Origin of the sequence: Devosia sp. Root685 (genome assembly GCF_001427875.1) — a bacterium.
Lineage (GTDB): Bacteria > Pseudomonadota > Alphaproteobacteria > Rhizobiales > Devosiaceae > Devosia.
In genome coordinates, this window is record NZ_LMHK01000001.1 from 974,427 (window position 1) to 999,443 (window position 25,017).

Sequence of the window (25,017 nt, forward strand, 5' to 3'; positions counted from 1 at the left end):
CATGAACCACACCCAGGACACTCTGTGGACACGCACGGCGCGACTGCCGGCGGAATCCGACACCGCGCTTCCGCAGGCAGTCGATGTCGCGATCATCGGCGGCGGCTTCACCGGCATGACGGCCGCGCGCGAATTGCTGATCGCCGGCCGCTCCGTCGCAGTATTGGAAGCCGGCAAGATCGGAGCCGGTGCCAGCGGCATGAATGCCGGTTTCGTGGTTCCGAACTTTGCCAAGGCGGACCCCAATGCCGTCCGGGCAAAACTGGGAACCGAGCGCGGCAATGCGCTGCTTCGCCTTGTGGGCGATGGTGCCAATGCGGTGTTCCGAACCATCGAAGAGGATGGCATCAGCTGCGATGCGCGCCAGACCGGCTGGCTCAATCCCGCCTATGGGGCAGCGAGCGCCGAAATGCTCAAGGCCCGCGCCGCCCTCTGGCGCGAACTGGGGCGGCCGGTCTCGTTTCTCGATGCCGACCAAACCCACCAGCAGACGGGAATGGACATCTACGCGGGTGCGCTGCTCGATGAAGAAGGCGGCACCATTCACCCGCTCGACTATCTTCGTGGGCTTGGTCAAAGCGTCAGGCGCCGGGGCGGCACCGTGCACGAAGGACAATGCGTAGAAAAGGTCATCCGCGACGGCGCAGGCTGGCGCCTCACCATGCGCTCGGGCGCGACACTCACTGCCGCCAAGGTGCTTTTGTGCACCAATGCCTTTACGATCGGCGCGGCCTCGCGCATGGGCCGTTCGGCCGTGCCCCTGAGGGTCTATCAGATCGCGACGACGCCGGCCGATCCCGCCACGGTCAAACGGATCGCCCCCGACGGCAGGCCCGTCGGCGATACGAGACAAAACCTTTTCACCTATCGGCTCGACCGGGACAATCGCCTGATCAGTGGCGGCATGGCCGCTATTCCTTTCGGGGCATTTGACCGGCTCGGGCGCGCCGTTGCCGACCGCCTCAGCAAAGAGCTCGACCTGCCGCAGGCGGTGACCCCGGAAGTCGTCTGGACGGGCGTCGCCGCCATGACGCCCGATTTCCTGCCGCGCCTCCACCAGCTCGGCGAGGGATGGTTTGGCGGCATTGGCTGCAATGGACGCGGCATAGCGATGACGGCCCAGCTCGGGCGGGTTCTGGCCCACGCCGCCCTGGGGGAAAGCCTCGACCATCTGCCTATCCCGGTGCGGCCGCTCCGCCCCCTGCCCTTTCACCAATTCACGCCAATCGTCGCTTCGGCCGCCCTTATCCAGGCTCGCCTGAAGGACAAGCTGGCCAAATGACCGAACAGCATAGCGGCCACGAATGCCGTCAGGATTTATAACATGAAGCAACTCGCCCGCCGCATCACTGGGACGTCCAAAAAATCCTTCGGCATGTATGCGCGCGCCGCCGCCAGCGGCCGTGACGACCTGATCCATATGGAACTGGGCAAGCCCTTTGCCGACACGCCCCAGCATATCAAGGACGCGACCATCGCCGCCATTCAGGCCGGCAAGGTCCACTATTCGGACCTGCCCGGCATTCTACCCCTCCGCGAGGCTATTGCGGCCAAACTCGCCCGTCAGAACGGCATGGACGTCACGCCCGACCAGGTCGTGGTGACCAATGGCCTGACCCATGGCTCCTATGCCGCCCTCATGGCTTTCATTGACGAAGGCGACGAGGTGATCCTGCTCGAACCCTATTACCCCCAACACATCGGCAAGATCGAGCTGGCGGGGGGCGTGCCGGTGCAAGTGCCTCTCGACGCAGCGAACGATTATGCCATCGACGCGGCTGCGATCGAAGCCAGCATCACCGATCGCACCAAGATGATCGTCCTGATCAACCCATGCAACCCGACCGGCCGCGTCTATACGCGCGAAGAGCTGACGGCGCTGGCCGATATCGCCATCCGCCACGACCTGATCGTGGTGTCGGACGAGGTCTATGAAGAGATCGTCTATGACGAGGCCGAACACATCTCTATTGCCGCGCTTCCCGGCATGGCCGAGCGCACCGTCACCCTTTTCGCCTTCACCAAGAGCTACGCCATGGACGGCTGGCGCATCGGCTATCTGGCCGCTCCAAAGGCGGCCATTGGCGCGATCCTCAAGATCACCGCCAATGACGTAACTCATGTGAACACCTTCATTCAGGAAGGCGCCCTAGCCGCGCTCAGTGGCGACCCGGCCGTGCTGGCGGAACTGATCGCGGATGACCGGGCCAAGCGAGACCGCGTCGTCACCCGTCTCAATCAGATTTCGGGGGTAACCTGCCCCTGGCCGCAGGGCACCATCTATGCCTTCCCCGACATTTCCGCGCTCGGCCTGGCAGCCCAGAATATGGCCGAACGCCTGATGGACGAGGCGGGCGTCGTCGTCGAGGCCGGAAGCTTTTACGGCGCGGCCGGCGAGGGACGCCTCCGGCTATGTTTCGGGGCCTTGTCGCTGGACGAGATCGATCGGGCTCTGGACCGCGTGGCAGCCTTCGTCAGGGGCCTCTGAACCTGGCATTTCCGAGTTGCGGTTAGTGTCCGTTGCTCATACTAGCAAAGACCATAAGGTCAGCAGCACTTGGGAAAGGATATTCGATTGCTCGAAAGCAAGTTCTCAACCGGCGAGCTGAAACCAGTTTCTTCGCGAAAGACTGTACACGACCTCGTCTATGAGCAATTGCGCGATGCCTTGATGTCGGGCGCGTTCGAGGCCCGGAAATCCTTCACGATCGCTTCCCTGTCCGAGCGATTTCACACATCGCACATGCCGGTGCGCGAGGCGCTGCGGCGGCTTGCGTCCGAGAATGCCCTGAGCATTTCCGCATCCGGCACGGCCTATGTTCCGGCCATCACGGCCCCGGAGCTGCGCGACATCACCCTGGCGCGCATGATCGTTGAAGGCGCCACCGCGCGCATAGCCGGCCCCTTGCTCACGCAGGACGACGTCGTCGCCCTTGAGCAGATCCTCAACCACCACCGCGCCAGCGCCAGCGCGGGAAACAATATCGAAATGACCGCTGCAAACCGCGCCTTCCATTTCCATATCTACCGCGCCTCGGGCAGCGTCGTGTTGATGAGCCAGATCGAAAATCTCTGGCTGCGCTCGGGACCCTATGTTCGCTTTCTCTCCGACAGGATGAGCGAACTGCTCAAGACCGAGCATCGCTCGGGCTTTACCGACCAGCATGCCGCCATGATCCATGCCATCAAGAATGGCGACTGGAAGGCTCTGGGCGATGCCTGTGAGGCCGACATTCGAGCCTCCCAAGATTTGCTGCTCGATATTCTTGCAGCCGAAGACAGCACGACCAATACACCGTAAGCCAAGTGCCCCTTTGCACGCCAAACCGGGCGCAGCACCCTTACACGCTACTAAATCCCGTGATCATACGATCACGCACTGACAGCCGAGGTTACAAATATGTCGACGGACCGTTGGGCGATCTCGTCCGGATCGAAATTCGAGAAGCTGGCGGGCTATTCGCGCGCGGTCGTCGATGGCGAGTGGGTTTTCGTGTCTGGCACGGCTGGCCATAATGCGGACGGCTCCATCTCGCCCGACCCGGAAGAGCAGACGCGCCAGTCGCTTCGCACCATCGCCAAGGCTCTTGACCAAGCCGGCGCCACCCTTGCCGACATCGTCCGCCTCAATGTCTATATCGCCGAACGGCAGGATGTGATGACGGTCTCGAAAGTGCTGGGCGAAACCTTTTCGGATCCACGCCCCACCAATACAACGATCATCTGCGGCTTCCCGGTCGAAGAGATCAAAGTCGAGATCGAGGTCACCGCCCGCAAGCGCGGAGACTGATCGCACGGCCATGGGCGTCGTTAGGGCTTTGGACCAGCGCGAGCAGGCCATAAGCGGGCGTTCCTTGGCGGGCTAGCGCAGATCACCGTATCGGCCTGCCCGCAGCGTCGAAACGATGGAGGCGCTCTTGGAGCGGTGAGACACGCAGCACCTCGCCGCTTTTCACCGTGGCAGTGCCATCCACCCGCACCACGACCGGCTCCGCCTCGCCCATATCGAGATAGACATAGGCATCGGAGCCCAGGTTCTCGGCGTGGATCACGGTCCCTTCCCAAATGCCGTCGGGCCGAATTGTCATGTGCTCGCCGCGAATTCCAAGGGTAGCGCAGCCATAGGCCTCCACCTTCGGACCGGTCAAAAAGTTCATCTTCGGCGAACCGATAAATCCGGCCACGAAGAGACTGGCGGGATGCTCGTAGAGTTCGAGCGGGGTACCGACCTGTTCGATGAGGCCATCGCGCAAGACGCAGATGCGGTCGGCCAGGGTCATGGCCTCAACCTGATCGTGGGTGACGTAGACCATGGTCACCTGGTCCATGTCGGCATGGAGCCGGGCGATCTCGATACGGGTCGCCACGCGCAGTGCGGCGTCGAGATTGGACAGCGGCTCGTCAAACAGAAAAACCTTGGGGTCGCGGGTGATGGCCCGGCCGATGGCGACGCGTTGCCGCTGCCCGCCCGATAGCTGCTTGGGCAAGCGGTCGAGATAGGGCCGGATTTGCAGCATGTCGGCCGCTTTTTCAACGCGCCTGCGGATGTCTTCCTTGCTGTGACCGCGTTCGAGCGTCAGGCCGAAGGCCATATTGTCGTAGACGCTCATATGCGGGTAGAGCGCATAAGACTGGAACACCATGGCGATGCCGCGTTTGGCTGGCGCGACGGCATTGACCCGCTTGCCGTCAAAGATCATGTCGCCGGAGGTGATATCCTCGAGCCCCGAAATCAGGCGCAGCAGGGTAGATTTGCCGCACCCAGAGGGGCCGACGAACACCATGAACTCGCCCTTCTCAATTCTGAGGTCGATCCCCTTGATGACGTCGAAGGCACCAAAGGACTTGCGGAGGTTTTTCAGTTCGATCGAAGCCAATTGTGCCTCCTCAGGTTAGGGTCGAAAGGCCAAGGCGGTCGAAGAGTTCGATAGGGGCGCCGTAGCCGGCCAGGGTTTCCCGCATCAAGCGCCGCATGCGGGCAAGCTCGTCCGGCCGTTCTTCAACCAAATTTTGGACCTGGCCCGGATCGGCCACCCGGTTGAACAGCAACGGTTCACTGTCGAGCGGCCTTCGATCCGTCGGCCCGTCTTCGGTGAACGGTATCTTCCACTGCGGGATATCCACATTGGGCATGAACTGGCCCTGGTCCACGGGTTTGTCCGGCGCGATGATGGTCGTTGGGACCATGGATGAATAGGCAAACAGCGGCTTGCTGCGGTCAGGCGGCTGGATGAGCGTCCATTCGCCGTCGGTGCAGCAAAGGCCATTGCCGAAAATGCCATAGAGAACCGCCTCGCGCCCCTCTAAACCCCCGTCCGCCATGAGCGGCAGGACGGAGCCAGAATGCGTGCCCGGTGGTAGGTCGATCCCCGCAGCGTCGAGAACGGTGCCGAAAATATCGAGCGTACTGGTCAACCCGGTTACCGCGCGACCATCAGCCTTGTGGCGTGGATCCCAGACCAACAGCGGAATATTGGCGTGGCTGTCGAAGTGCGGATACTGCTTGCCGAAGCCGTGTCGCTCGCCCAGGTCATGACCGTGATCGGTGGTGACGATGACGATCGTGTCGTCCCAGAGTTTGAGATCGTCCATGGTCTGCATGAGCTTGCCGAACCAGTGGTCGGTCATGGTGATCTTGCCGCCATATTGAGAGCGGATATAGGCAAGCTCCTCCTCACTTGTGGTCGAGAGGAATTCGGCTTGGCTGGCGGCATTCTGATAAGGTGGCCAGAGCGTGTATTTGTCCCGATCCGTCCCCTGGCCATACATGGACGCGTAGGGCTCAGGCACGTCGAAGGGTTCGTGGACGTCGAAACATTCCACCTGCAGGAAAAATGGATTGTCCTGCTTGGGGGCCTTGAGCCAGTCGCAGGCGCCGTTCATCACCTTCGCCGAGAAATAGTCCTTCTCATCCTTGAATTCGGCGATGTTGGAATAGTAGCGGTGACCATAACCGGGGCGCCACTTCTCCACATTATGCACCCATTGCGGCAGGTCGGTATCGGGCAGCAGCGGCTTCCAGAAGTCGAGCTCATGCCCGCGCACCAGTTCGGCGCTCTGGAAACCCTGGATGTAGCCGTTCGCCGACTCTTCCCAGTAGTGATAGTGATCCGTGACCATGCCGGTGGAATAGCCGGCCTTTTCGAGCAGTTTGGGCAGACGTAGGTCAAACGGCTCCAACGGCCCCCAGGGGCGCCACTGCAGGTTCATGGTGCCGGAAAACATTTCGCGGCGGGCAGGCATGCAGGGCAGACTGCCGGTGAAGTGATTGTCGAAGCGCCAGGCGCCGCGATCGACGAAGGCCTGCATGTTCGGCGTCGCATATTCCGTGCCGCCATAGGGCGAGAGGGCATTGCGGTTGACGCTATCGATCAGCACAAGAATGATATTCATATGGAAAGCCAGTACGGGAATGAGGGTCCGGGCGAAGGGGCAAGGCCCCTCCGCCATCAGGTTTTGACGGCGCCGGCCGAAAGGTCAGACACGAGCTTGCGCTGGAGGAACATGAAGATGATCAAGGTCGGCAGGGTGGATACGACAGAGGCTGCCATCACCAGGTTCCATTGGGTGGTATATTCCCCGAAGAACCCCGCGAGCCCGACTGGAACCGTCTTGTTCTCGTCCGAGGTCATGAGCGTCAGCGCGAACAGGAACTCGTCCCAGGCCGATACGAAGGCATAGACGGCCACGGTGACGATGCCGGGCCAGGCGACCGGAAGGATAACCCGGAAGATGATCTGCAGGGTCGTGGCGCCGTCGATGCGGGCTGCGTCGTCAAGGTCACGCGGGATCGTATCGAGATAACCGAGCAGCATGTAAATGCAGAAGGGCAGGTTCACCGCGATATAGGAAATGACCAGCGCCAGCGGATTGTTGATCATGCCCAGCGAGAAGAAGGTCGCATAAAGCGGAGTGATCAGGATGACGAAGGGGAAGAGCTGCGTCGCGATCACCATGATCAGCAGCGTCTGCCGCCCACGAAACCGCCGGTTTCGCGAGAAGCCATAAGCCGTGACCATGGAAATGACCACCGCGACGATTGTGGCGACCGTGCAAACCACGAGGCTATTGCGCAGATAGGTCGGGAATGGCGACCCCTCGAGCAGCATAGCGTAGTTGTCGAGCGTGAAGGTGGTGATCAGCTGGAAGGTGCGGGTGAAAATCTCCGATTCCGGACGGAAGGAAATCAGCACCACCCAGATGAAGGGGAAAGCCAGGATCAGCAGGAGACCGACACCGAGGACAACGGTGACGAGATCGCGGACCGGATGGCTATTGATGGATTGATTTGCCATGACGCGCCTCACTTTTCTCGGAAGATCACGAAGAAATAGATGAGGGCGAAGGCGAACATGATGAGGCTCATGACGACGCCGACGGCTGCGCCGGCACCCATGCGATAATCGACGAAGGACGTCGTATACATCTGGGTGGCGAGCACCTGAGTATAGTCGCCGGGCCCACCACGGGTCGCGAGCCACACATAGACAAAATTGTTGAAGGTCCAGATGGTGGTCAGGAGCGTGATCACCGCCAGCACCGGCTTCAACAGCGGCAGGACGATGCGCGTCTGAATCTGGAATTCATTGGCGCCGTCGATGCGCGCCGCTTCGCGTAATTCACTGGGGATGGACTGCAACGCGGCGAGGATGGTGATGACGACGAACGGCAGTTCGCGCCAGATCAACATGGTTTCGATGGCGCCCCAGACCGTCGAGGTGCGGGCAAGGAAGGGGATGCCCTGCTCGATCGCGCCGATGCCGACGAGGAATTGATTGACGACGCCGTAGCGCGCGTCGAGCAGCCATTTCCAGGCTGCGACGGCCACCACGGGCGGGGTGACCCAGGGCACGAGGATCAGCGAGCGCACCAGCCAGCCAAGTTTCCAGCGAGAGAACACAGTGGCGTTGAGCAAAAGTGCAAGACCAAGGCCCAGGACCAGACGCAGCACCACCGTGACCACGGTCAGCCACACCGTGGTGTTGATCAGCGACTGGCCGGTCGATGGATCGGTGAGCACTTCGGCGAAATTGTCGAAACCGACCCACCGGCCTTCGCGGCCAAGGTCGAACAGGCTTAACTCCTGAAACGCCAGGGCGATATTGTAGATAGCCGGGCCGGCAAAGAAGAAGGCAAGAATGAGCATGGCCGGAAGGACCAGCAGGTAGGGCTCCAGCTTCTTGCCCCAGACATGCGCCGGCTCTTCAGCCGGCGCGCTGGTTGGTAGAACGGACATGGCCGCGATATTCCTTGGGAAAGGTCAGGACTTGCCGCGCGTCAGCAGCGTCTGCAATTCGTCGAGTACCAGTTGGCTCGCTTCTTCCGGCGAACGCTGGCCGGAGAACACCGCGCCGAACTCACGATTGATAAGGCCGGTCATGCTCGAAACCGCGATGGGCGACGAAATATAGCGCTCGAACGTCTGAGCCTGCGGCAGCATATCGACATAACCCTGCTCGTTTTCGGGGAAATCGAGCACATCGAGGACCGATTTCTGCGCCGGATATTGGTTGTAGGTCTTGAAGGTTTCCGGGCTCAGGAGATAGCGAACGAAAGCCCAGGCTTCCTTCGGATGCTTGGTATTGGGATTGATGCCCAGAGCGCGACCGCCGAGGTGGGAAATGCGCTTTTCGCTACCGGCCGGGATCATGCCGGTGAGCAATGGCATTTCGGACTGTCCCTGCGCGGCCCTGAATGTCTGGGGCGGGAAGAAGGTGATCGCACAATCGCCGCGGCCAAGGCCGCCGATCAGCTCGGGATCGCCCCAGCTGTTGACGGTGATCAGGCTTTCCGGCGCCGTTCCCGATGCAAAGAAATTGTTGAAATAGGTCATCGCCGCAGCAATGTCCGCGGCAGTCGCGGTGATCTCCCAAACGCCGGGCGAAGTCTCGTCGATGAGCGTCGAGCCATTGGACCAGAGGTAGTAGTTGACCAGGGTCCACATACCGCTATCGGGCGAGCTGCCGGCTGGGAAGCAGAGGCCAAACTGGCCATCGCTATTGCTCAGGGCCTGCGCAGCGCTCGTCAGCTCTTCCCAGGTGTCAGGGTGTGTTACGCCTGCCGCTTCCAGCAAATCCGGACGATAGGCCATCGCGAAGGTGTCGGCCGACCAGGGCATGCCGTAGATCTTGCCATCGAGCGTTGCGAGTTCAAGCGCGAGGAAATCGTCGATACCAGATCCTGGAGCGTCGGCCTCGATCAATGGCCCGAGTTCGAGCAGAAGGTTGGACTTGGCGAGGTCGCGCGTCCAAACGAACGCCATGTGCTGGATGTCCGGACCGGCGCCGGCGGGCACTTCGCGAGCCAATTGCGCCAGCGTGTCGCCGCCAGCCATGGTCTCCATCCGTACCTGGATATCGGCATTGTTTGCATTCCACGCGTCGATGGCCGACTGAAGGCCTGCCGTCTCGGTCGGCGGGTCGAACTGGCGGAAGATCAGATTGACCTGATCCTGTGCCAGGCTCGGAGCCGAAAGTGCGACAAGGCACGTACTCATCAGCGCCGCGCGCCGCCAAGCTATATTCTTCATTGCATTCCTCCACCCGGGCGTGACGCCCTGACCGTTGACATCGGCTATCTGTTTTTGGCAGCCTGTCTCGATATGCGAAATCCGATCGACGCCCTTCCTCAGGTCTCATTCGGGTATTGGGTATCGCGCCGGTACGTGGCACCGAAATCGCAGATAGACAGCTCCTCCGATCACATTGAGTACAGCCGATAGGCTGGACGTCAAATGCAAAGGTCGGATACGTTATGCGTATTTTGCATAGGAGGGCAGGCTTTGCGCGAGCTCAGGCAATTCGTCGAAGTGGCTAGCCGGCATTCGATTTCAGCGGCCGCCAAGCATCTCAACATATCGCAGCCAGCCCTCTCCCGAGCGATCCAGAAACTCGAAGACAGCTATGGCGTTCCCCTGTTCGTGCGCAACGGCGCCGGTGTTTCGCTCAGCCCATATGGCTCGGCCCTTTATAGCCGCGCTGTGAGGGTACTCCCAGCCCTTGATGAGGCACGCGAGGAGATTGAACAGCTGCAGGGCCGCGCCAAGGCCGCGATCCGGATCGCGTCCGGCGATCTGTGGGGCCTGACCATTCTCCCGGAGGTGACCCGCGAATTTGCGCTGACCCATCCGCAGGTGGTGGTGCATGTCGAAATCGCCGACGAAGGCGTTCGACTCGAAGGCCTTCGCAACGGCATCTACGACCTGGTTTTCGGCACGTTTTCGACGCGCTACAGCCCATTGGTGAAAGTGGAATTCCAACCGCTCGTGCGCCAGGCGACCTTTATCTACAGTGACCAAGACCATCCCTTGCGGCAACACGAGCTTGTCAGCCTCGAGGAAATGCTCGCCCATCGCTGGATCAGTCCGGGCTACGAAGACGATGCCGGGCCGGGCAGCCTGGGGCGACAGTCGCGCGATTTTGCGGCTCGGGTCGACACGATGATGAATGCACTACTGCTCCTACGGCGCTCACCCTTCCTGATGTCGGCGTCCAGCGGCTTTCAAAGCCTCTTCAGGACATTTGGGATTGAGGCGCTCAATATCGGCGATGCCGGGAGGGCGGACGATTCCGGCGTTATCATCCCCTCTCGTTCGCTCGAACGCCCAGCAGTACGCGATTTTTTGCAGGTGGCTAAACAGACCGTATCCAAACTGCGCCTGCCCGTAGTCGAGTAGGTTCTGACCAGGGCGGATCAGCGGCCTCAATTTTATGCCCGTGAAATCCGGAATGCGAAGACCAATGGAACCGGGCCGCTGCGGGAGATTGCAGCGGCCCGGATGAGGCCCGCTTAGCGCCCGGGAGGACGCGGAGGAAAAGCGAGCTATTGGTCGATGACGATGACGTTCCAGGATGCTGGCTTGAGCTTGGCCGTGAGCTGCTCTCCGGCCAGCTCGACCACGTCGATTTCGCCGGGAACGATGTTGTCGGGATCGTCGGCCGAGTTGACGGCCTTGAGATTGTCATTGGCCAGCTCATGGGTGTGGCTGATGCGCCGTCCCTGGCCCAGGCCTTTGAGCAGCACCGTCAGGTCCATGGTCTCGGTCAGGTGGCGGTTGGCGGCAATGATGGTCGTGCGTCCGGTCTTGGGGTCATTGATGACCGTCGAGAGCAGGTAAGGCACGTCATGCCAGGTCTTGGCTTTGTAGCTGGGGCTGTCCACCACCTGTTGCAGCACCTGGCCGTGACCATATTTGCTCGCCAGCGACAGTGGCCAGAAGATGGTCTGGCGCCATGCCGGGCCGTTGTCGACCGTCATGATCGGCGCAATGCAGTTCACCAACTGGGCGAAGCAGGCGACCTTGACGCGGTCGGCGTTGTTAAGCAGCGCCTGCATAGCCCCGCCGATCAGCAGTGCGTCCTCAACCGTATAGGCCTCTTCGAGAATGGTGATGCGCTCGGGCCATTCGCCCGGGACCGCGCGCTTCTCCTCGATCGGCCAGCGGGCGCCGATGTTCCACTCGTCAAAGGACAGCATGATCCGCTTCTGGCTGCGCTTCTTGCCGGCGACGGCGTCGCACATCGCCACCATTTCCTTGATGTAGCCGTTCATCTGGTCGGCCCAAGCGAGGTATTCGGACGTGTCCTTATGGTCGTCCTTGAAATACATGTGCGGGGCAATGAAATCGACGTAGTCGAACGCATCTTCCAGCGCGATGCGCTCCCATTCGCCATAATAGGGCATGCTGCGCGCCGCCGAAGGCGCGAGCGTCAGCTGGGTGTTGGGGTCGATCCACTTGATGGCCTTGGCCGTTTCGGTGGCGATGCGCGCATAGGTCTCGGCCGAGTGGGCCGCAATCTGCCAGTGCCCGTCCGGCTCGTTGCCGAGGCACCAGACCTGCACCTTGTGCGGCTCGGCATAGCCATGTTCGATACGCAGATCGCTCCACTGGCTGCCGCCCTTGTGGTTGCAATATTCGACATATTCGCGGGCGCTGTCGAAGCCCTCGGATTCAAGGTTGATCGCCAGCATGGGCTCGACATCGGCGAGTTTGCACCAGTCGATGAATTCATTGGTGCCGACCTGATGCGTTTCGATGGTGAAGCGTGACAGGCATAGCGTACGTGGCCGCTCCTCCCGCGGACCGATGCCGTTTTTCCAATTGTAACCTGAGAGGATATTGCCCCCCGGATAGCGCACGATGGTGACGCCGAGTTCCTTGACCAAATCGATGACGTCGTGGCGGAAGCCTTTTTCGTCGGCGGTCGGGTGGCCGGGTTCGTAGATACCGCCCAGAACCTGGCGGCCCATCTGCTCGATGAAATTGCCGAAAATGCGCCGGTCGATGTCGGAAAGGACGAAGTCGGCACTGACGGTTACGGATGCTTTGACCATAGACTTGGCGCGCCGCAGCGCTCCTCCTTGAAGGCTTAATTGATGACGATGACGTTCCAAGACGCAGGCTTGAGCGTGGCACTGACGGTCTCACCGTCAACACGCACCGAGGCGATGGTGCCAGGCCGGATATTGTCCGGATTGTCCCTGGTATTGGTGGCCTTGAGATCGTCATTGGCGATCTCGTGCGTGGCGACGACGCTGCGCCCTTCCCCCAGCCCCTTCAGCGCCACCGAGAGCTCCATCGGCTCCTTGAGGTTGCGGTTGAGCGCGAAAATCACGGTCTGGCCGGTCGCATCATCATGCAGCACGGTCGAGACCAGATAGGGCATGTCGGCCCAGGCCTTGGTGGCCGTCTTTTCCGAAGACACCACCTGCTTCAGGATCTTGCCATGGCCATATTTGCTCGCCAGTGCGAGCGGCCAGAAGATGGTCTGGCGCCAGGCCGGGCCGCCATCTTCGGTCATGATCGGGGCGATGACGTTGACCATCTGCGCAAAGCAGGCGACCTTCACGCGGTCGCCATTGTTGATCAGGGTCTGCATCGTGCCACCGATCAGCAGCGCATCCTCGACCGTGTAGACATCCTCGATGATGGGCAGCACATCGGGCCATTCACCCGGCTTGGCCTTCTTGTCCTCGGGCTTCCAGCGCGCCGCGATGTTCCACTCATCGAAGGACAACATGATGCGCTTGGAGGACCGGCGCTGTCCGGCCACCGCGTCGCACATGGCCACGGTTTCCTTGATATAGGCATCCATCAGCTCGATATTGGCGAAGAACTCCATCGTGTCCGGGTCGTTCTTGAAATAGGTGTGCGGGGCCAGGTAATCGATATAATCGAAGGCGTCCTCGAGAATGGTCCGCTCCCAGTCCCCATAATGGGGCATGTTGCGATTGGACGAGGCCGAGGCGGCGACCTCGATTTCGTGGTCGATCCATTTGATGATCTTGGCGGCTTCGGCAACGATGCGGCCGTATTCCTTGGCGCTCTTCTGGGCGATCTGCCAAAAGCCGTCAGGTTCGTTGCCGATGCACCAGAACTTGACGTTGTGCGGTTCCTCGTAGCCATTGGCCCGCCGCTTGTCGCTCATCGTCGTGCCACCGGGGATGTTGCAATATTCGACGTGTCCCCAAGCTCCGTTCAGGTCACGCGAGGCCACATTAGTGGCCAGCATGGGCTCGATGCCGGTCTTTCGACACCAGTCGATGAAATCGTCCGTGCCCATCTGGTTGGTCTCAGTAACGAAGCGGGAGAGCTCGAGGCGCCGCGGGCGGTTTTCCTTGGGGCCGACCCCATCTTCCCAGTTGTAGCCGGAGAGCATATTGCCGCCCGGATAGCGGACGATGGTGACCCCCAGTTCCTTGACCAGTTCCATCACGTCCTGGCGGAAACCGTGTTCGTCGGCGGTTGGGTGGCCGGGCTCATAAAGGCCGCCATAGATGCAGCGGCCCATATGCTCCGCGAACTGGCCGAAAATCCGCCGGTCGAGGTCGGACAGGACGAAGTCCTTGTCCACAATGACGCTGGCTTTAGTCATAGCAAGGCTCCTGGCGCTTCGGGCGCATTCGTCAAATGTCTCGGGGTTGGCCGGCCGCTCCCAGGCGGCCGGCGCCGGTTCGGCTAGCGCAGTCGCGCCAGATAGGTGTTCACGCGTTCCTCGGCGGCGGCGATGCCGTCGTCCATGGATTTCTGCCCCTGGAAGATGGCCAGCAGTTCTTCGCCGATGAAGGGCATGATGATGCGCTGCTGCAGGACATCCTTGGGAATGTGCTGGGCGATCGACGGCACGGACGCAAAGTCCAGGCGATAGGGCATGGATGTGAATTCCGGGCTGGTCATGAGCGAGGTGCGCATCGGCAGGTGGCCGGTGCGAGCCCAGTGAATGTTGTTGTCGAAAAGGAACTTGAGGAATTTCAGCGAGGCTGCACGCTTTTCAGGCGTAGCGGCGCCGCCCTTCAGCATCACCCACGAATGGCTGGCGGTCCACACGGCCGGCTCGCCAAAAACGGCCGGGAAAGGATGGGCCACGTAGCCATCGAGCTGGCCGCCCGTCTGCTCGCTCAACCGGACCAGATCGCCGATCTGCCAGGTGCCGCCGAGCATATTGCCCGATGCACCACCAGAGAAGTCGGTGAACGCGGTAGCCCAGTCCGGCTTGATGACCATCAGGCCTTCATCGATCATGCTTTTGAGCAGCGTGATGGCCGATTTGGCCGCCTCGGAATGCAGGTCGATGACCTTGATCGAGTCGGGGAAAAGCGGCGTACCGTTCTGGAGCATCAGCGTATAGAGCGTGCGGGCAGCGCTGGTGGGATCGAGCGTCAGGGCCAGATAGGGTTTGCCGGTGGCTTCCTTGAACTGACGGGCCTGAGCCAGCAGTTCGTCGGCGGAGGTTGGATAGACCGGTGCATTGACTTCGCCAAGGCCCGCTTCCGCCATCAGGCCCGAATTGGTGTGCCACAGCCAGGTGACGAAATCCTGCGGCAGGGCGTAGATCTGGCCATCGATCGTCACGTTCTCACGCGGGCCTTCGGCGATATCATCGACGTCGATGCCGGCCTCCCCAAGCGCGGCATCAAGCGGCTCGATCAGGCCGCGGTTGACGAAGTTGATGAGCATGTCGCCATGCATCACCGAGATATCGGGCACGTCGCCCGTGGCGATACGGCCCGCCAGCTGCTCGTAATAGGGACCCCATTCGACGATCTCGGGCACAACCTTGATGTCGGGGTTCTCCGCATTGAAGATATTGGTCAGCGTCGTGATCACGCCGCATTCGTTGGACGGCAGCGACGGATCCAGGTTGGTGCCGAAATCGGCCTCGCAGGCCCCGAAAAACCGGGCAAACCGTACCTCCGTCTGCGCCTGTGCTCCCGTGGTGGTCAGGAGCGCGGCAACAATGCCGAGCATAGATAGCGCCTTTAGTCGCTTCATGACGAACCCTCCCTTGGGTCTTGTTGTGCCGCCTGTGGCGGCCCTCTGGCACGGCTAACCGCGCTTATCGGATGGCGGCGCCGGCGACGGCGCGCACCACGTATTTCTGGAAGAAGATGTAGAGGATCAGCATGGGCAGGCCGGCAAAGACCGACTGCGCCATCAGGTAGCCAAGACCTTCGGACTGATCGATATTGGTCTGGGTTGCAGCTAGTCCCACCGTCAGCGTGTACATTTCGGGCCGCGTCGCCGAGATCAGCGGCCAGAGATAATCGTTCCAGGTGCCGAGGAAGGTGAATATCCCCAGGGTCGCCATAGCCGGCACGGCCAGCGGCAGCGCAATGGCCCAGAAAATCTTGAACCGCGAGGCATTGTCGAGCCGTGCCGCCTCTTCGATCTCGGCTGGAATAGCGCGAAAATAGGCGGTCATCAGGAAGATGCCGAAAGGCGTTGCGATGCCCGGAATGATCAGCGCGGCGTAAGTGTTGTGCAGGTCAAATGCGTTGAAGAAGCTGTGCAGCGGCACGATGATGGCCTGGCCCGGAATGGCCAGCCCCACCAGCGAGAAGATGAACACCGCATTCCGGCCAGGAAACTCGATCCGGGCAAAGCCGTAGCCGGCAAGGCACGAAACGATCAGCACCAGAACGGTATGACTCAGCGAGACGATCAGGCTATTGCGGAACCAAGTGCCCAGCGCTGAAGTCTTTGTCAGGTCGATGTAATTCTGGATGGTATAGGGCGCACTGAACACGGCACCGGGGTTCACCACCAGCTCGGTATTGTTCTTCAGGCTCACCCCGGTCACCCACACCAACGGCAGCAACCACAGGATGGCGAGCAGGATCACCGCGATCAGTGCTAGACGCTCGCCCAGGGGCATTCCAACCGTCTTGCCAGCTGTGGCCATGACTAGAACTCCTGCTTGCGGCGGCTGGCCCAAAACTGCAGGCCGGCGGCGATGACCATGATGACGAAGAGCACCTGCGCCGCGGCCGAGGCGAAGCCCGCAGTCCATTGACGGAAGCCAGACTCGTAGATGAACTGGACCATGGAGCGGGTGCTGTTATTGGGGCCGCCGCCGGTCATGAGGTTGATCTGCCCGAAGACCTGGAAATGGGCGATGATCTGGATGATGATCACGAGCACCACAGTCCGCCAGATCGAGGGGATGGTGATGGACCACAGGGTCTGCCAGGGCGAGGCATTGTCCAGCTTGGCCGCCTCGTAGATTTCGCCCGGCACCTGCTGCAGGGCTGCAAGGAACAGCACCATGGGCAGGCCTATGCCCCACCAGACGGTGGTGACCGCAATGCCAACGAGCGCCAGGTTCGGGTCTTGCAGAATGCCGATGCCGCCGACGCCGATGGCATTGAGAAAGTTGTCCAGAAGACCCTTCTGCGGCAGATACACGCCGCGCCAAATCAGTGTGACGATGGTCACCGAAAGCACTGTGGAGCCGAAGAACAGCGTGCGTAGCACGGCGCTCCACCAGGTCTGCCGGTTCAGCACCAACGCAATCAGAAGCCCCAGGATCACCAATGGTGGAACTGTTATGGCAACAAAGACGAAGGTATTGACCACCGCCCGGCGATAGATCTGGTCTGCGAACAGCTGCTGGTAGTTCTCAAGGCCGATATATTCCGAGAAGCCCGCGAACAGGTCGTAATAGTTGAAGCTCATCCAGAATCCCCAGGCCATGGGGAAAAGCAGGAAGGTGACGTAGAGGATCAGGAAAGGCGCAATGAACAGCAGTTCCGGCCAGTGCCAGGTCCGCAGCTTTGGCGCGCGCGCACCCGGTTGAGAGGTTCGGCTCATGGCGCCACCTCGGCATGGTGCCCCCTGCCCGCTGCGTCGAACACATGCGTACGGGCGCTATCGACGGAAAAGCGAACTTGGTCGCCGAAGGTCAATGCGCTCGTGTCGCCATCCTCGCCGACCACGGCCTGGCCGCCGGGCAGCATGGCATGGATGATGGTTTTATCGCCCAGCCGCTCAACAACATCGACTTTGGCGGCAATGGTGCCGTTTGCATCAACGCGCAGCGCCTCGGGACGAATTCCCAGCGTTAACGGACCCGACAGGCCTGCAGCAGGCACGCCCGTGGGGATCATCGTCTCGCCCACACGGACATGGAGCTTGCCGCGAACCGCTTCGGTGTTGGACACATCGAGGAAATTCATCGCCGGCACGCCGACGAACGACGCGACAAAGCGCGTCGCCGGACGCCGATATATATCGAGGGGCGCGCCCACCTGCTCGATCTTGCCATTGCTCATGACCACGATCTTCTGCGCCATGGTCATGGCCTCGATCTGGTCATGGGTCACAAAGACCATGGTGGCGCCCAGGGTTTGGTGCAGGCGCGCGATCTCGACGCGGGTGCGGGCACGCAGCATGGCATCGAGATTGGACAATGGCTCGTCGAACAGGAAGACTTCGGGGCTTTTGACGATGGCCCGGCCAATGGCCACGCGCTGGCGCTGGCCGCCCGACAGCTGGCCGGGCTTGCGATCAAGCAGCGTCTCGAGCTGGAGAATGCGCGCAGCCTCGGCGATCTTGGCCTCGATCACCGATTTTTCGGTGCCGATATTGCGCAGGCCGAAGGCCATGTTCTGCGCTACCGTCATATGCGGATAAAGCGCGTAGCTTTGAAACACCATGGCCACGCCACGCTGGCCGGGCGGCAGGTGTTCCACACGGCGATCCCCGATATGGATTTCGCCCGCCGTCACCGCCTCAAGGCCGGCAATCATTCGAAGCAGCGTGGTCTTGCCGCAACCGGAGGGCCCGAGAAAAACGACGAACTCGCCGGAATCGATCGCAAGCGAAAGGTCAGCAATGGCCTCGTAGCTGCCGAACTTCTTGTTGATGTTAACGAGATCAATTCTCGACATTGAATCCCCCCTGTCAGCGGCCGGCGAAATATGTCGCCGGCGCCAGACGACCGCCTTTTGGATGGGGGGCGATTGCTGCCCTCTCTCGGCCGTTGAAGGAACTACATCATAAGCGATTCATTTTTGCAAGCGCTTGCAAAAAACTTTTTGGAAGCACGCTTTCGTGTCATCCAGCGACCCGATTTGACACGACGGAATTGCGCTCGACAATGGCCACGGGGACCAGCTTGATCTGGCGCGTCCGCTCGCCGGAACGGATTTGTTGCACCAGCATGCCGACGGTATTTTCGATCAGCGCCGTCTTGTCTTGCCGCACGGTCGTCAACCGATACGGCGGCCAGGAGGCCAGTTCGATGTCGTCGAATCCGACCACCGAAATGTCGTCCGGGACGCGCAAACCGAGTGCCCTGAAACCATCGATAGCGCCAATGGCGGTGATGTCGTTAGCACAGAAGACGCTATCGGGCGGCACGTCGAGACTGGCGAGCCGCTGCGCGGCATCGAAGCCCCCTTGATAGGTATAGTCGCCGGTTTCGCGAGCGTGGAGCTGGTGGCCGCGCTCGGTAATCCGGCCGACAAAGCCCGCCTCGCGCTCCTGGGTGGTGTAGATATGCTCCACGCCGGCGATATAGGCGAGACGGGTAAGTCCTCGATCAAGCAGGAAATTCGCGACGCTCCTGCCGCCCTCGACATTTTCGCAACGCACCGAACTCAGGCTCTCCGAGGCCAGTGTTGAACGATTGAACAGCACCACCGCGGCTCCGGCCTTGAACAGCGTGTCGCCCAGGCGATCGGCTTCGGCAATCGACGCGATGATGACGCCATCGACCTTGGACTGCACCAGGCTCGGCCCGACATCATCGACAGTCACGTCACCCCAAACGGTCGTCAGCATGGTACGAAAACCGGAGCTGGCCAGCCGGCGGCTTAGCGCATCTATGACCTCGGGATAGTAGGGGTTGCGGATGTCCCCCATGACCAACCCAACAATGCCCGAGCGCTGGGTCGCCAGGCTGCGCGCCACGAGGTTGGGCGTATAGCCGAGCTTTTCGGCGGCTTCCATGACGCGGGATCGCGTCTGCTTGGAAACCGAGGCGCCCGGAGTAAAAGCCCTGGAAACCGCGGAAATTGAGACGCCGGCGAGGTCGGCGACATCCTGGGCGGTCGTTGCCCGCGTTGCACCGTGTTCACTCATGCGATCCCACCTCCTTCGTGTTAGGAACTGCGGATAAAGCAGAGTTTTGCAGGCGCATGCAATATGACGACGATACCTATCGTCCGCCGTCAACCGCGAAGTTCTGCTTGGTGATGTGCTGGCTGTCGTCCGCCAAGAGGAAAAGCACCATGCGCGCAATGTCGTCGGGCACGACGGTTTCGCGGATGCATTGCGCGTTGAGCACTGTCTCCTGGCTTCGCCGATCGAACCAGAGGCGCTTCTGTTTTTCCGTCATCACAGCGCCGGGAGTGATGACGTTAACACGGATATTGTGCTGTCCCACCTTGTGCGCCAGGGAGCTCGTAAGCCCGATGATGCCTGCCTTTGCGGCGGAATAGGCCTGTAAATCCAGGGTTCCCTTGACCCAGGCGAGCGAGCTCATATTCACGACGGAACCGCCGCCGCTGGCTTCCAGATAGGGCAGAACCGCCTTGGTGCAGAAGTAGACATGCCGCAGGTTGACGTTGATGGCCCATTCGAATTCGGCGGGGCCGGTTTCCTCCATCGGGCGCCGCAGGTCATTGGCGGCATTATTGACGAGGCCCTTGATCGGGCCGAGCTCGACCGCCACACGCTCGATTGCCGCCTTGGTTGCGTCGAGATCAAGCAGGTCACAGTTTATGAAAACCGGCCGCGGATAGCCCTTGCCGACAACCGACTCCACCAGTGTCTGACCCTCGGAAACCGCGACGTCGATGAAGGCGACCGTCGATCCGCTGCGGGCCAGGTTCTCGACGATAGCGGCGCCGATGCCGCTCGCCCCGCCGGTCACGATCACCGTTCTCCCTGCCAGACTTGGATAGACTGCGAATGCCACGAAGACCTCCCGGTGTTCTCTTTGCCCAATCCTTACCAGTATTTTGCAAGCGCTTGCAATACATCTCGCTTTGGATAACATTCGTAGCGTCCGAGGCTTCAATCCGCAGTGACCCATGTACATTCAGCCAAAGCTTTTCATCGGCGGTTCAGCCCGCCTGCCCCGCGATACGCCGGTCTTTAACGTGATTAATCCTGCCAACGAGGCTGTATTGGGCAGCGTCGCCAGCGCCGGCAGCCAAGACGTCGCCGACGCCCTACGTGCAGCCGAAGCCGGCCAGGGCATATGGGCCGCTGCCAGTCCGTGGGAGCGATCCGCCGTGCTGCGCCGCGTATCCGCGCTCATCCACGAACGGCGCCAGTCCATCGCCACGACCATTACGCTTGAAACGGGCAAGCCCTTGGCCGAATCCCTTGCCGAAGTACAGAACGCCGCGGATCATTTCGACTGGTGTGCGGACGAGGCCCGCCGCGTCTATGGCCAGACAGTGGAAGGTCGCGGGCCCAATTCGCGCTTCGATATACGGCGCGAGCCGGTGGGCGTGGTTCTCGCTCTTACGGCATGGAATTTTCCCCTCAGCCTGCCTGCCCGCAAGCTTGCCAGTGGCCTTGCCGCCGGCTGCGCCATTATCCTGCGCCCAGCCAGCGAGGCCCCGGCCTCCGCTGCTGCTCTCGTTGCCTGCTGCCATGATGCAGGCGTCCCGGCCGGCGTAGTCAACCTGCTGTTCGGCGAGCCCGACGCGGTAATTGCGCCGCTGATCGCCTCTCCAAAGGTGCGTAAGGTCAGCTTCACCGGCTCGACACACGTCGGCCAGATCCTCATTCGCCAATGCGCCGATACTTTGAAGCGCCTCACCATGGAACTCGGTGGACATGCACCCTTCATCGTTCTCGATGACGCCGACGTGGACGCTGCGGCCAAAGTCGCGGTGGCGTCGAAATTCCGCAATGCCGGCCAGGTCTGCACCGCTCCCAGTCGCTTCTACGTGCATGAGGCCGTGATCGACCATTTCACCGAACGCTTTGTCACGGGCACACAAGCCATTCGCCTCGGCGATGGCCTGGCGCCGGATACCGACATGGGCCCGCAAATCAGCCCGCGGCAGCGCGAACGGGCCGAAAGGCTGGTTGCCGATGCCGTGGGCAAGGGTGCACACATCGCTGCCGGGGGACGCAGGCCTGACGGGCGCAATCGCGGCTATTTCTTCGAACCCACGGTGCTCGTCGATATTCCCCAAGATGCGCAAGTGCTGAGCGAAGAGCCATTCACGCCCATCGCCGCCATTGTGCCCATACAATCGGCCGACGATGCCATCGCCCGCGCCAATGGATTGGAATATGGCCTCGCCGCCTATCTCTTCGGCCGCTCCGAGCGCCAACTCGACCATGTCGCGAGCAAGCTCGAGGCCGGCATGGTTGGGGTCAACACCGCCATGGTGTCGACGGCCGAAGCCCCATTTGGCGGCATCAAGGCCAGCGGCTCGGGCCGCGAAGGCGGTAGCGAGGGCATCACCGACTACCTCAACACCAAGTTCATTCACCGCCAGAGCGCCTGATCCATGTCCAAACCCCGCAAGACCGTTCAATCGCTGCGCAGTCAGCTCTGGTTTAATGCTCCCAAATCGGCCGGCGACCACAAGCGCCGCCGCATCCGCCAGGCCGGCTTCACCACCGAGGATTTCAAGGACAAGCCGGTCATCGGCATCCTGTCCACCTGGTCCGATTTCAACACCTGCCACGCCCATTTCCCGCAGCGAATCGAGGAGATCAAACGCGGCATCTGGCAGGCAGGTGGCTTTCCCGCCGTCATTCCCTTGCAGAGCGTTTCGGAAAGCTTCTCGCGACCCACCGCCATGCTCTATCGCAATTTCCTCGCCATGGAGGCCGAAGAGGCCATTCGCTCACATCCCGTCGATGGCGTGGTCCTTCTGGGCGGCTGCGACAAGACAACGCCAGGCCTCGTCATGGGCGCAGCCTCGGCCGGCGTCCCCGCAATCTATGTCCCCGCAGGCGCAATGCTGCGCGGGCATTGGCGGGGCGCTACGCTTGGCACCGGTACCAGCACCTGGCAGGCCGAGGCCGACTATCGCGCGGGACTTCTGACCCAATCCGAATGGGAAGACCTCAGCCAGTCGAGCGTGCGCTCCACCGGCACCTGCAACACCATGGGCACGGCCTCGACCATGACCACATTGGTCGATGTGCTGGGCCTATCCTTGCCCGGCGCCAGTTCCATCCCCGCGATCGATGCGGAACACGCCCGCATGGCCAGCGCAGCCGGCAGACGAATCGTCGAGATGGTTTGGGAAGACCTCACGCCCAAGGATATCGTCTCGACGGCCTCGCTCCGCAATGCGGTGATCACCGACATGGCGATCTCCGGCTCGACCAATTCGCTGATCCACCTTGTCGCAATGGCCGGGCGGCTGGGGCATGACCTTTCGCTTGCCGATTTCGGCGATGCCAGCGAAGGCATTCCGGTGGTCTGCAACTTGATGCCGGCCGGGCAATATCTGATGGAAGACTTCCATTTCGCCGGCGGCATTCGGGCCCTGCTCGGCGTTATCGCCGAACATCTCGATCTCTCGGTCATGACAGCGACGGGCCGCACGCTGAGCGAGGAAATCGCGGGCGCCAAGGTATGGAACGAGGACATTATCCGTCCGCTCGACAAGCCGATTTATCCCACCGGCGCCCTCGTGGTGCTCAAGGGTTCACTGGCGCCCCGCGGCGCCGTCCTCAAACGCTCTGCAGCGTCTCCCGAATTGCTCAGGCATACCGGTCCGGCCGTAGTGTTCAAAAGCTACAAGGATCTGCATGACCGCATCGATGATCCGGCGCTCGAAATCACCCGGGACAGTGTGCTGATCTTGCAGAATGCCGGCCCGATCGGCGCTCCGGGAATGCCCGAATGGGGCATGCTGCCCATTCCCAAGCGCCTTCTCGCCGAAGGCGTCCGCGACATGGTCCGCATTTCCGATGGCCGTATGTCGGGCACCAGTTTCGGCACCTGTATCCTGCATGTTTGCCCGGAATCCCATATCGGCGGTCCGCTAGGGCTGGTGCGCGATGGCGACTTGATCCGCCTCGACGTCGATGCCCGCCAACTCGACCTCCTGGTCGATCCCAAGGAACTCGAAGCGCGCCGCGCTGCATGGCAGGCGCCAAAGCCGCATTACGAACGCGGCTATGGCGCCCTCTTTTCGCGCCATGTCACCCAGGCCGATCAAGGATGCGACTTCGACTTCCTTGCCGATGGCGAGGCAACGCTGGATCCCGAGGTGCACTGAGCGCTTCGGGATCCCCCATCAGGCCTGCTCGCGGAAGCGCGAGTAGATCGTCAGCTTCTCGGTGGCCCCGCTCAGAATCGCCCCGGCGTCCGAGGCAACGCCCAGGAAGTCAAAACCGTCGGCAAAAGGCGACGCGGCATGGGTCGAAGCATAGCCCAGCGTTCCGCTGGATTTGCCCGCCGCACGGATTGCTGCTGCGCCACGCAACATGGCTTCGCGCACCTCCGGATGGTTCGGGTTACCCAGATATCCCATGTTTGCCGCCAGATCATTGGGCCCGATGAACACGCCGTCGATGCCATCGATCAGCGCGATATCCCCGATGACAGCCATAGCCTCCGGCGTCTCGATCTGTACGACCACCGCAATCTGCTCTGCAGCCTGGGCAAGCCCTTCACGACGCCCATAGGCCGTGGCGCGCGTCGTACCGGCCACCCCGCGGATGCCGTGGGGCGGATAGCGCGTTGCCGCCACCGCCGCTTTGGCCTCCTCGACGTTCTGCACGTACGGAAACATCAGCGATGCGACGCCCGCATCGAGCAGGCGCTTGACCATCACCGGCTCGTTCCACGGGACGCGCACGACGACGGGTGCCCCGACCCCCGCCGCACGCAAGTGGTCAATCACCAGCAGGAAATCGTTGGGCGAATGCTCCATGTCGAGCAGCAACCAGTCAAAGCCGATACCAGCGAAAATTTCCGTCACGGTCGGACTACCCGTCGTCAGCCAGCCGCCGATTTGCCTTTGGCGGCCCAGCAACCTCTGCTTGAAGCTATTGATGATCATATCGGCCACTTTTGCCCTCCTCTTTGTGAGTAGGATAGAGCCTTTGCAAGCGCTTGCAAGCAAAAGGTTCACCGCTGCCATTCCGGATTTCGGAGCCCATGGCGCTGGCCGCAGAACCCTGTAAGCTCTCGGAAAACTTTCTGACGGCACTATCAGACAGGGCGGCGTGAATGCTTGAGACGTCGATATCTGGTTTGTTTTTGGTCCCGCTGACTGAACGTCACGCGCCGGCGCTTTACGAACTCGTTCAGCAGAACCGCCGCCACCTGACGGCGCACGGAGACTACAAGGATTTAGTCGCTGCCCCGTTGGAAAGCTTCTCGACGGAGCTGGCAGAACCGGCCAACAGAAACCTGCGGTTCGGAATTTCGCTGCAAATGCAGTTGGTTGGCCGCATAGACCTCATTCCGGTCGATCCGCCGCGTTACGGTTTGGGCTACTGGTTGGCCCAGACTGCGACTGGAAAGGGATATGCAACGGCCGCCCTGAAAGCCCTGCTTGAGTTTGCAAGCATCGAGTTGCAAGCCAGCGACATTTTTGCCGGTGTCACCCACGGCAACTTGCGTAGCGCGGCAGTGCTGGAACGCGCTGGCTTCGTGCCTGTCGAAACCTTCGAAACGTACACGCGCTTCCACCGGGCGTTGGTTTAGATGTTCCCCAAAAGCGACCGCGTGGATTTGTCGTCTCGGCTGATGCCGGGCGGCTTCTCGCCACGCAGTGCGGCTTCCGAGCGTCATAAAA

General features: G+C 61.3%; 22 protein-coding genes. 8 read left to right on the forward strand and 14 right to left on the reverse strand.

The annotated features are described in order from the left end of the window. Position 1 precedes the first annotated feature (1 nt). The 4 genes from ASD83_RS04730 (at position 2) to ASD83_RS04745 (ending at position 3,790) form a co-directional block, all read left to right on the forward strand. Positions 2–1,282 (forward strand): NAD(P)/FAD-dependent oxidoreductase, encoded by a 1,281-nt coding sequence (locus tag ASD83_RS04730; protein ID WP_056308422.1) that lies wholly within the window; start codon positions 2–4, stop codon positions 1,280–1,282. A 42-nt stretch (positions 1,283–1,324) separates the two neighbouring features. Next, complete coding sequence (locus tag ASD83_RS04735; protein ID WP_056308424.1) at positions 1,325–2,488, forward strand: pyridoxal phosphate-dependent aminotransferase; 1,164 nt, start codon at positions 1,325–1,327, stop codon at positions 2,486–2,488. A gap of 87 nt (positions 2,489–2,575) precedes the next feature. Next, complete coding sequence (locus ASD83_RS04740) at positions 2,576–3,301, forward strand: GntR family transcriptional regulator (protein WP_056308426.1); 726 nt, start codon at positions 2,576–2,578, stop codon at positions 3,299–3,301. Between the two features lie 99 nt (positions 3,302–3,400). Next, entirely contained in the window at positions 3,401–3,790 is a 390-nt protein-coding gene (locus ASD83_RS04745) for a RidA family protein (protein WP_056308428.1), read from the forward strand. A gap of 82 nt (positions 3,791–3,872) precedes the next feature. On the opposite strand, the gene ASD83_RS04750 is transcribed toward ASD83_RS04745, so the two are convergent. Genes ASD83_RS04750 through ASD83_RS04770 form a run of 5 tightly spaced genes read right to left on the reverse strand, consistent with a single transcriptional unit; the run spans position 3,873 to position 9,529 of the window. Then, a complete protein-coding gene (locus tag ASD83_RS04750) occupies positions 3,873–4,877 on the reverse strand; it encodes an ABC transporter ATP-binding protein (protein ID WP_056308429.1) in 1,005 nt (334 codons plus the stop codon). Positions 4,878–4,887: 10 nt separating this feature from the next. After that, entirely contained in the window at positions 4,888–6,393 is a 1,506-nt protein-coding gene (locus tag ASD83_RS04755) for a sulfatase (protein WP_056308431.1), read from the reverse strand. 56 nt (positions 6,394–6,449) lie between these two features. Continuing rightward, a complete protein-coding gene (locus tag ASD83_RS04760; protein WP_056308433.1) occupies positions 6,450–7,295 on the reverse strand; it encodes a carbohydrate ABC transporter permease in 846 nt (281 codons plus the stop codon). An 8-nt stretch (positions 7,296–7,303) separates the two neighbouring features. After that, the gene (locus tag ASD83_RS04765; RefSeq protein WP_082560953.1) at positions 7,304–8,236 is read right to left on the reverse strand and encodes a carbohydrate ABC transporter permease; all 933 of its coding nucleotides are present in this window, start codon (positions 8,234–8,236) and stop codon (positions 7,304–7,306) included. 24 nt (positions 8,237–8,260) lie between these two features. Beyond that, complete coding sequence (locus tag ASD83_RS04770) at positions 8,261–9,529, reverse strand: ABC transporter substrate-binding protein (protein ID WP_056308435.1); 1,269 nt, start codon at positions 9,527–9,529, stop codon at positions 8,261–8,263. Between the two features lie 252 nt (positions 9,530–9,781). Here ASD83_RS04770 and ASD83_RS04775 point away from each other — a divergent pair, with 252 nt between their 5' ends. Beyond that, positions 9,782–10,675 (forward strand): LysR family transcriptional regulator, encoded by an 894-nt coding sequence (locus ASD83_RS04775; RefSeq protein ID WP_056308437.1) that lies wholly within the window; start codon positions 9,782–9,784, stop codon positions 10,673–10,675. A 146-nt stretch (positions 10,676–10,821) separates the two neighbouring features. On the opposite strand, the gene ASD83_RS04780 is transcribed toward ASD83_RS04775, so the two are convergent. The 8 genes from ASD83_RS04780 to ASD83_RS04815 form a co-directional block, all read right to left on the reverse strand. Beyond that, positions 10,822–12,333, reverse strand: a complete 1,512-nt coding sequence (locus ASD83_RS04780) for an alpha-N-arabinofuranosidase (RefSeq protein ID WP_056308439.1) — start codon at positions 12,331–12,333, stop codon at positions 10,822–10,824. A 35-nt stretch (positions 12,334–12,368) separates the two neighbouring features. Further along, on the reverse strand, positions 12,369–13,874 hold the full coding sequence (locus ASD83_RS04785; RefSeq protein WP_056308441.1) for an alpha-N-arabinofuranosidase: 1,506 nt from the start codon (positions 13,872–13,874) through the stop codon (positions 12,369–12,371). 83 nt (positions 13,875–13,957) lie between these two features. Beyond that, on the reverse strand, positions 13,958–15,271 hold the full coding sequence (locus ASD83_RS04790) for an extracellular solute-binding protein (protein ID WP_082560954.1): 1,314 nt from the start codon (positions 15,269–15,271) through the stop codon (positions 13,958–13,960). A gap of 64 nt (positions 15,272–15,335) precedes the next feature. Then, positions 15,336–16,181 (reverse strand): carbohydrate ABC transporter permease, encoded by an 846-nt coding sequence (locus ASD83_RS04795; protein WP_056308445.1) that lies wholly within the window; start codon positions 16,179–16,181, stop codon positions 15,336–15,338. A gap of 2 nt (positions 16,182–16,183) precedes the next feature. Beyond that, positions 16,184–17,089 carry a carbohydrate ABC transporter permease gene (locus ASD83_RS04800; RefSeq protein WP_082560955.1) on the reverse strand — a complete coding sequence of 302 codons (906 nt, stop codon included), beginning with the start codon at positions 17,087–17,089 and terminating at the stop codon, positions 16,184–16,186. Then, the gene (locus ASD83_RS04805; RefSeq protein ID WP_056308446.1) at positions 17,086–18,168 is read right to left on the reverse strand and encodes an ABC transporter ATP-binding protein; all 1,083 of its coding nucleotides are present in this window, start codon (positions 18,166–18,168) and stop codon (positions 17,086–17,088) included. The genes ASD83_RS04800 and ASD83_RS04805 overlap by 4 nt, the downstream gene beginning before the upstream one ends. A gap of 166 nt (positions 18,169–18,334) precedes the next feature. Beyond that, positions 18,335–19,363 (reverse strand): LacI family DNA-binding transcriptional regulator, encoded by a 1,029-nt coding sequence (locus ASD83_RS04810; RefSeq protein WP_056308448.1) that lies wholly within the window; start codon positions 19,361–19,363, stop codon positions 18,335–18,337. Positions 19,364–19,439: 76 nt separating this feature from the next. Next, on the reverse strand, positions 19,440–20,201 hold the full coding sequence (locus tag ASD83_RS04815; protein WP_056308451.1) for an SDR family NAD(P)-dependent oxidoreductase: 762 nt from the start codon (positions 20,199–20,201) through the stop codon (positions 19,440–19,442). 115 nt (positions 20,202–20,316) lie between these two features. On the opposite strand from ASD83_RS04815, the gene ASD83_RS04820 reads away from it, so the two are divergent. Then, positions 20,317–21,756, forward strand: a complete 1,440-nt coding sequence (locus ASD83_RS04820; RefSeq protein WP_056308453.1) for an NAD-dependent succinate-semialdehyde dehydrogenase — start codon at positions 20,317–20,319, stop codon at positions 21,754–21,756. A gap of 3 nt (positions 21,757–21,759) precedes the next feature. Continuing rightward, on the forward strand, positions 21,760–23,490 hold the full coding sequence (gene araD, locus ASD83_RS04825) for an L-arabinonate dehydratase (RefSeq protein WP_056308455.1): 1,731 nt from the start codon (positions 21,760–21,762) through the stop codon (positions 23,488–23,490). Positions 23,491–23,508: 18 nt separating this feature from the next. Here araD and ASD83_RS04830 read toward each other — a convergent pair whose 3' ends face one another. Next, the gene (locus ASD83_RS04830; RefSeq protein ID WP_056308457.1) at positions 23,509–24,276 is read right to left on the reverse strand and encodes an HpcH/HpaI aldolase family protein; all 768 of its coding nucleotides are present in this window, start codon (positions 24,274–24,276) and stop codon (positions 23,509–23,511) included. Positions 24,277–24,446: 170 nt separating this feature from the next. On the opposite strand from ASD83_RS04830, the gene ASD83_RS04835 reads away from it, so the two are divergent. Next, the gene (locus tag ASD83_RS04835; protein ID WP_056308459.1) at positions 24,447–24,926 is read left to right on the forward strand and encodes a GNAT family N-acetyltransferase; all 480 of its coding nucleotides are present in this window, start codon (positions 24,447–24,449) and stop codon (positions 24,924–24,926) included. The last annotated feature ends 91 nt before the right edge of the window (positions 24,927–25,017 follow it).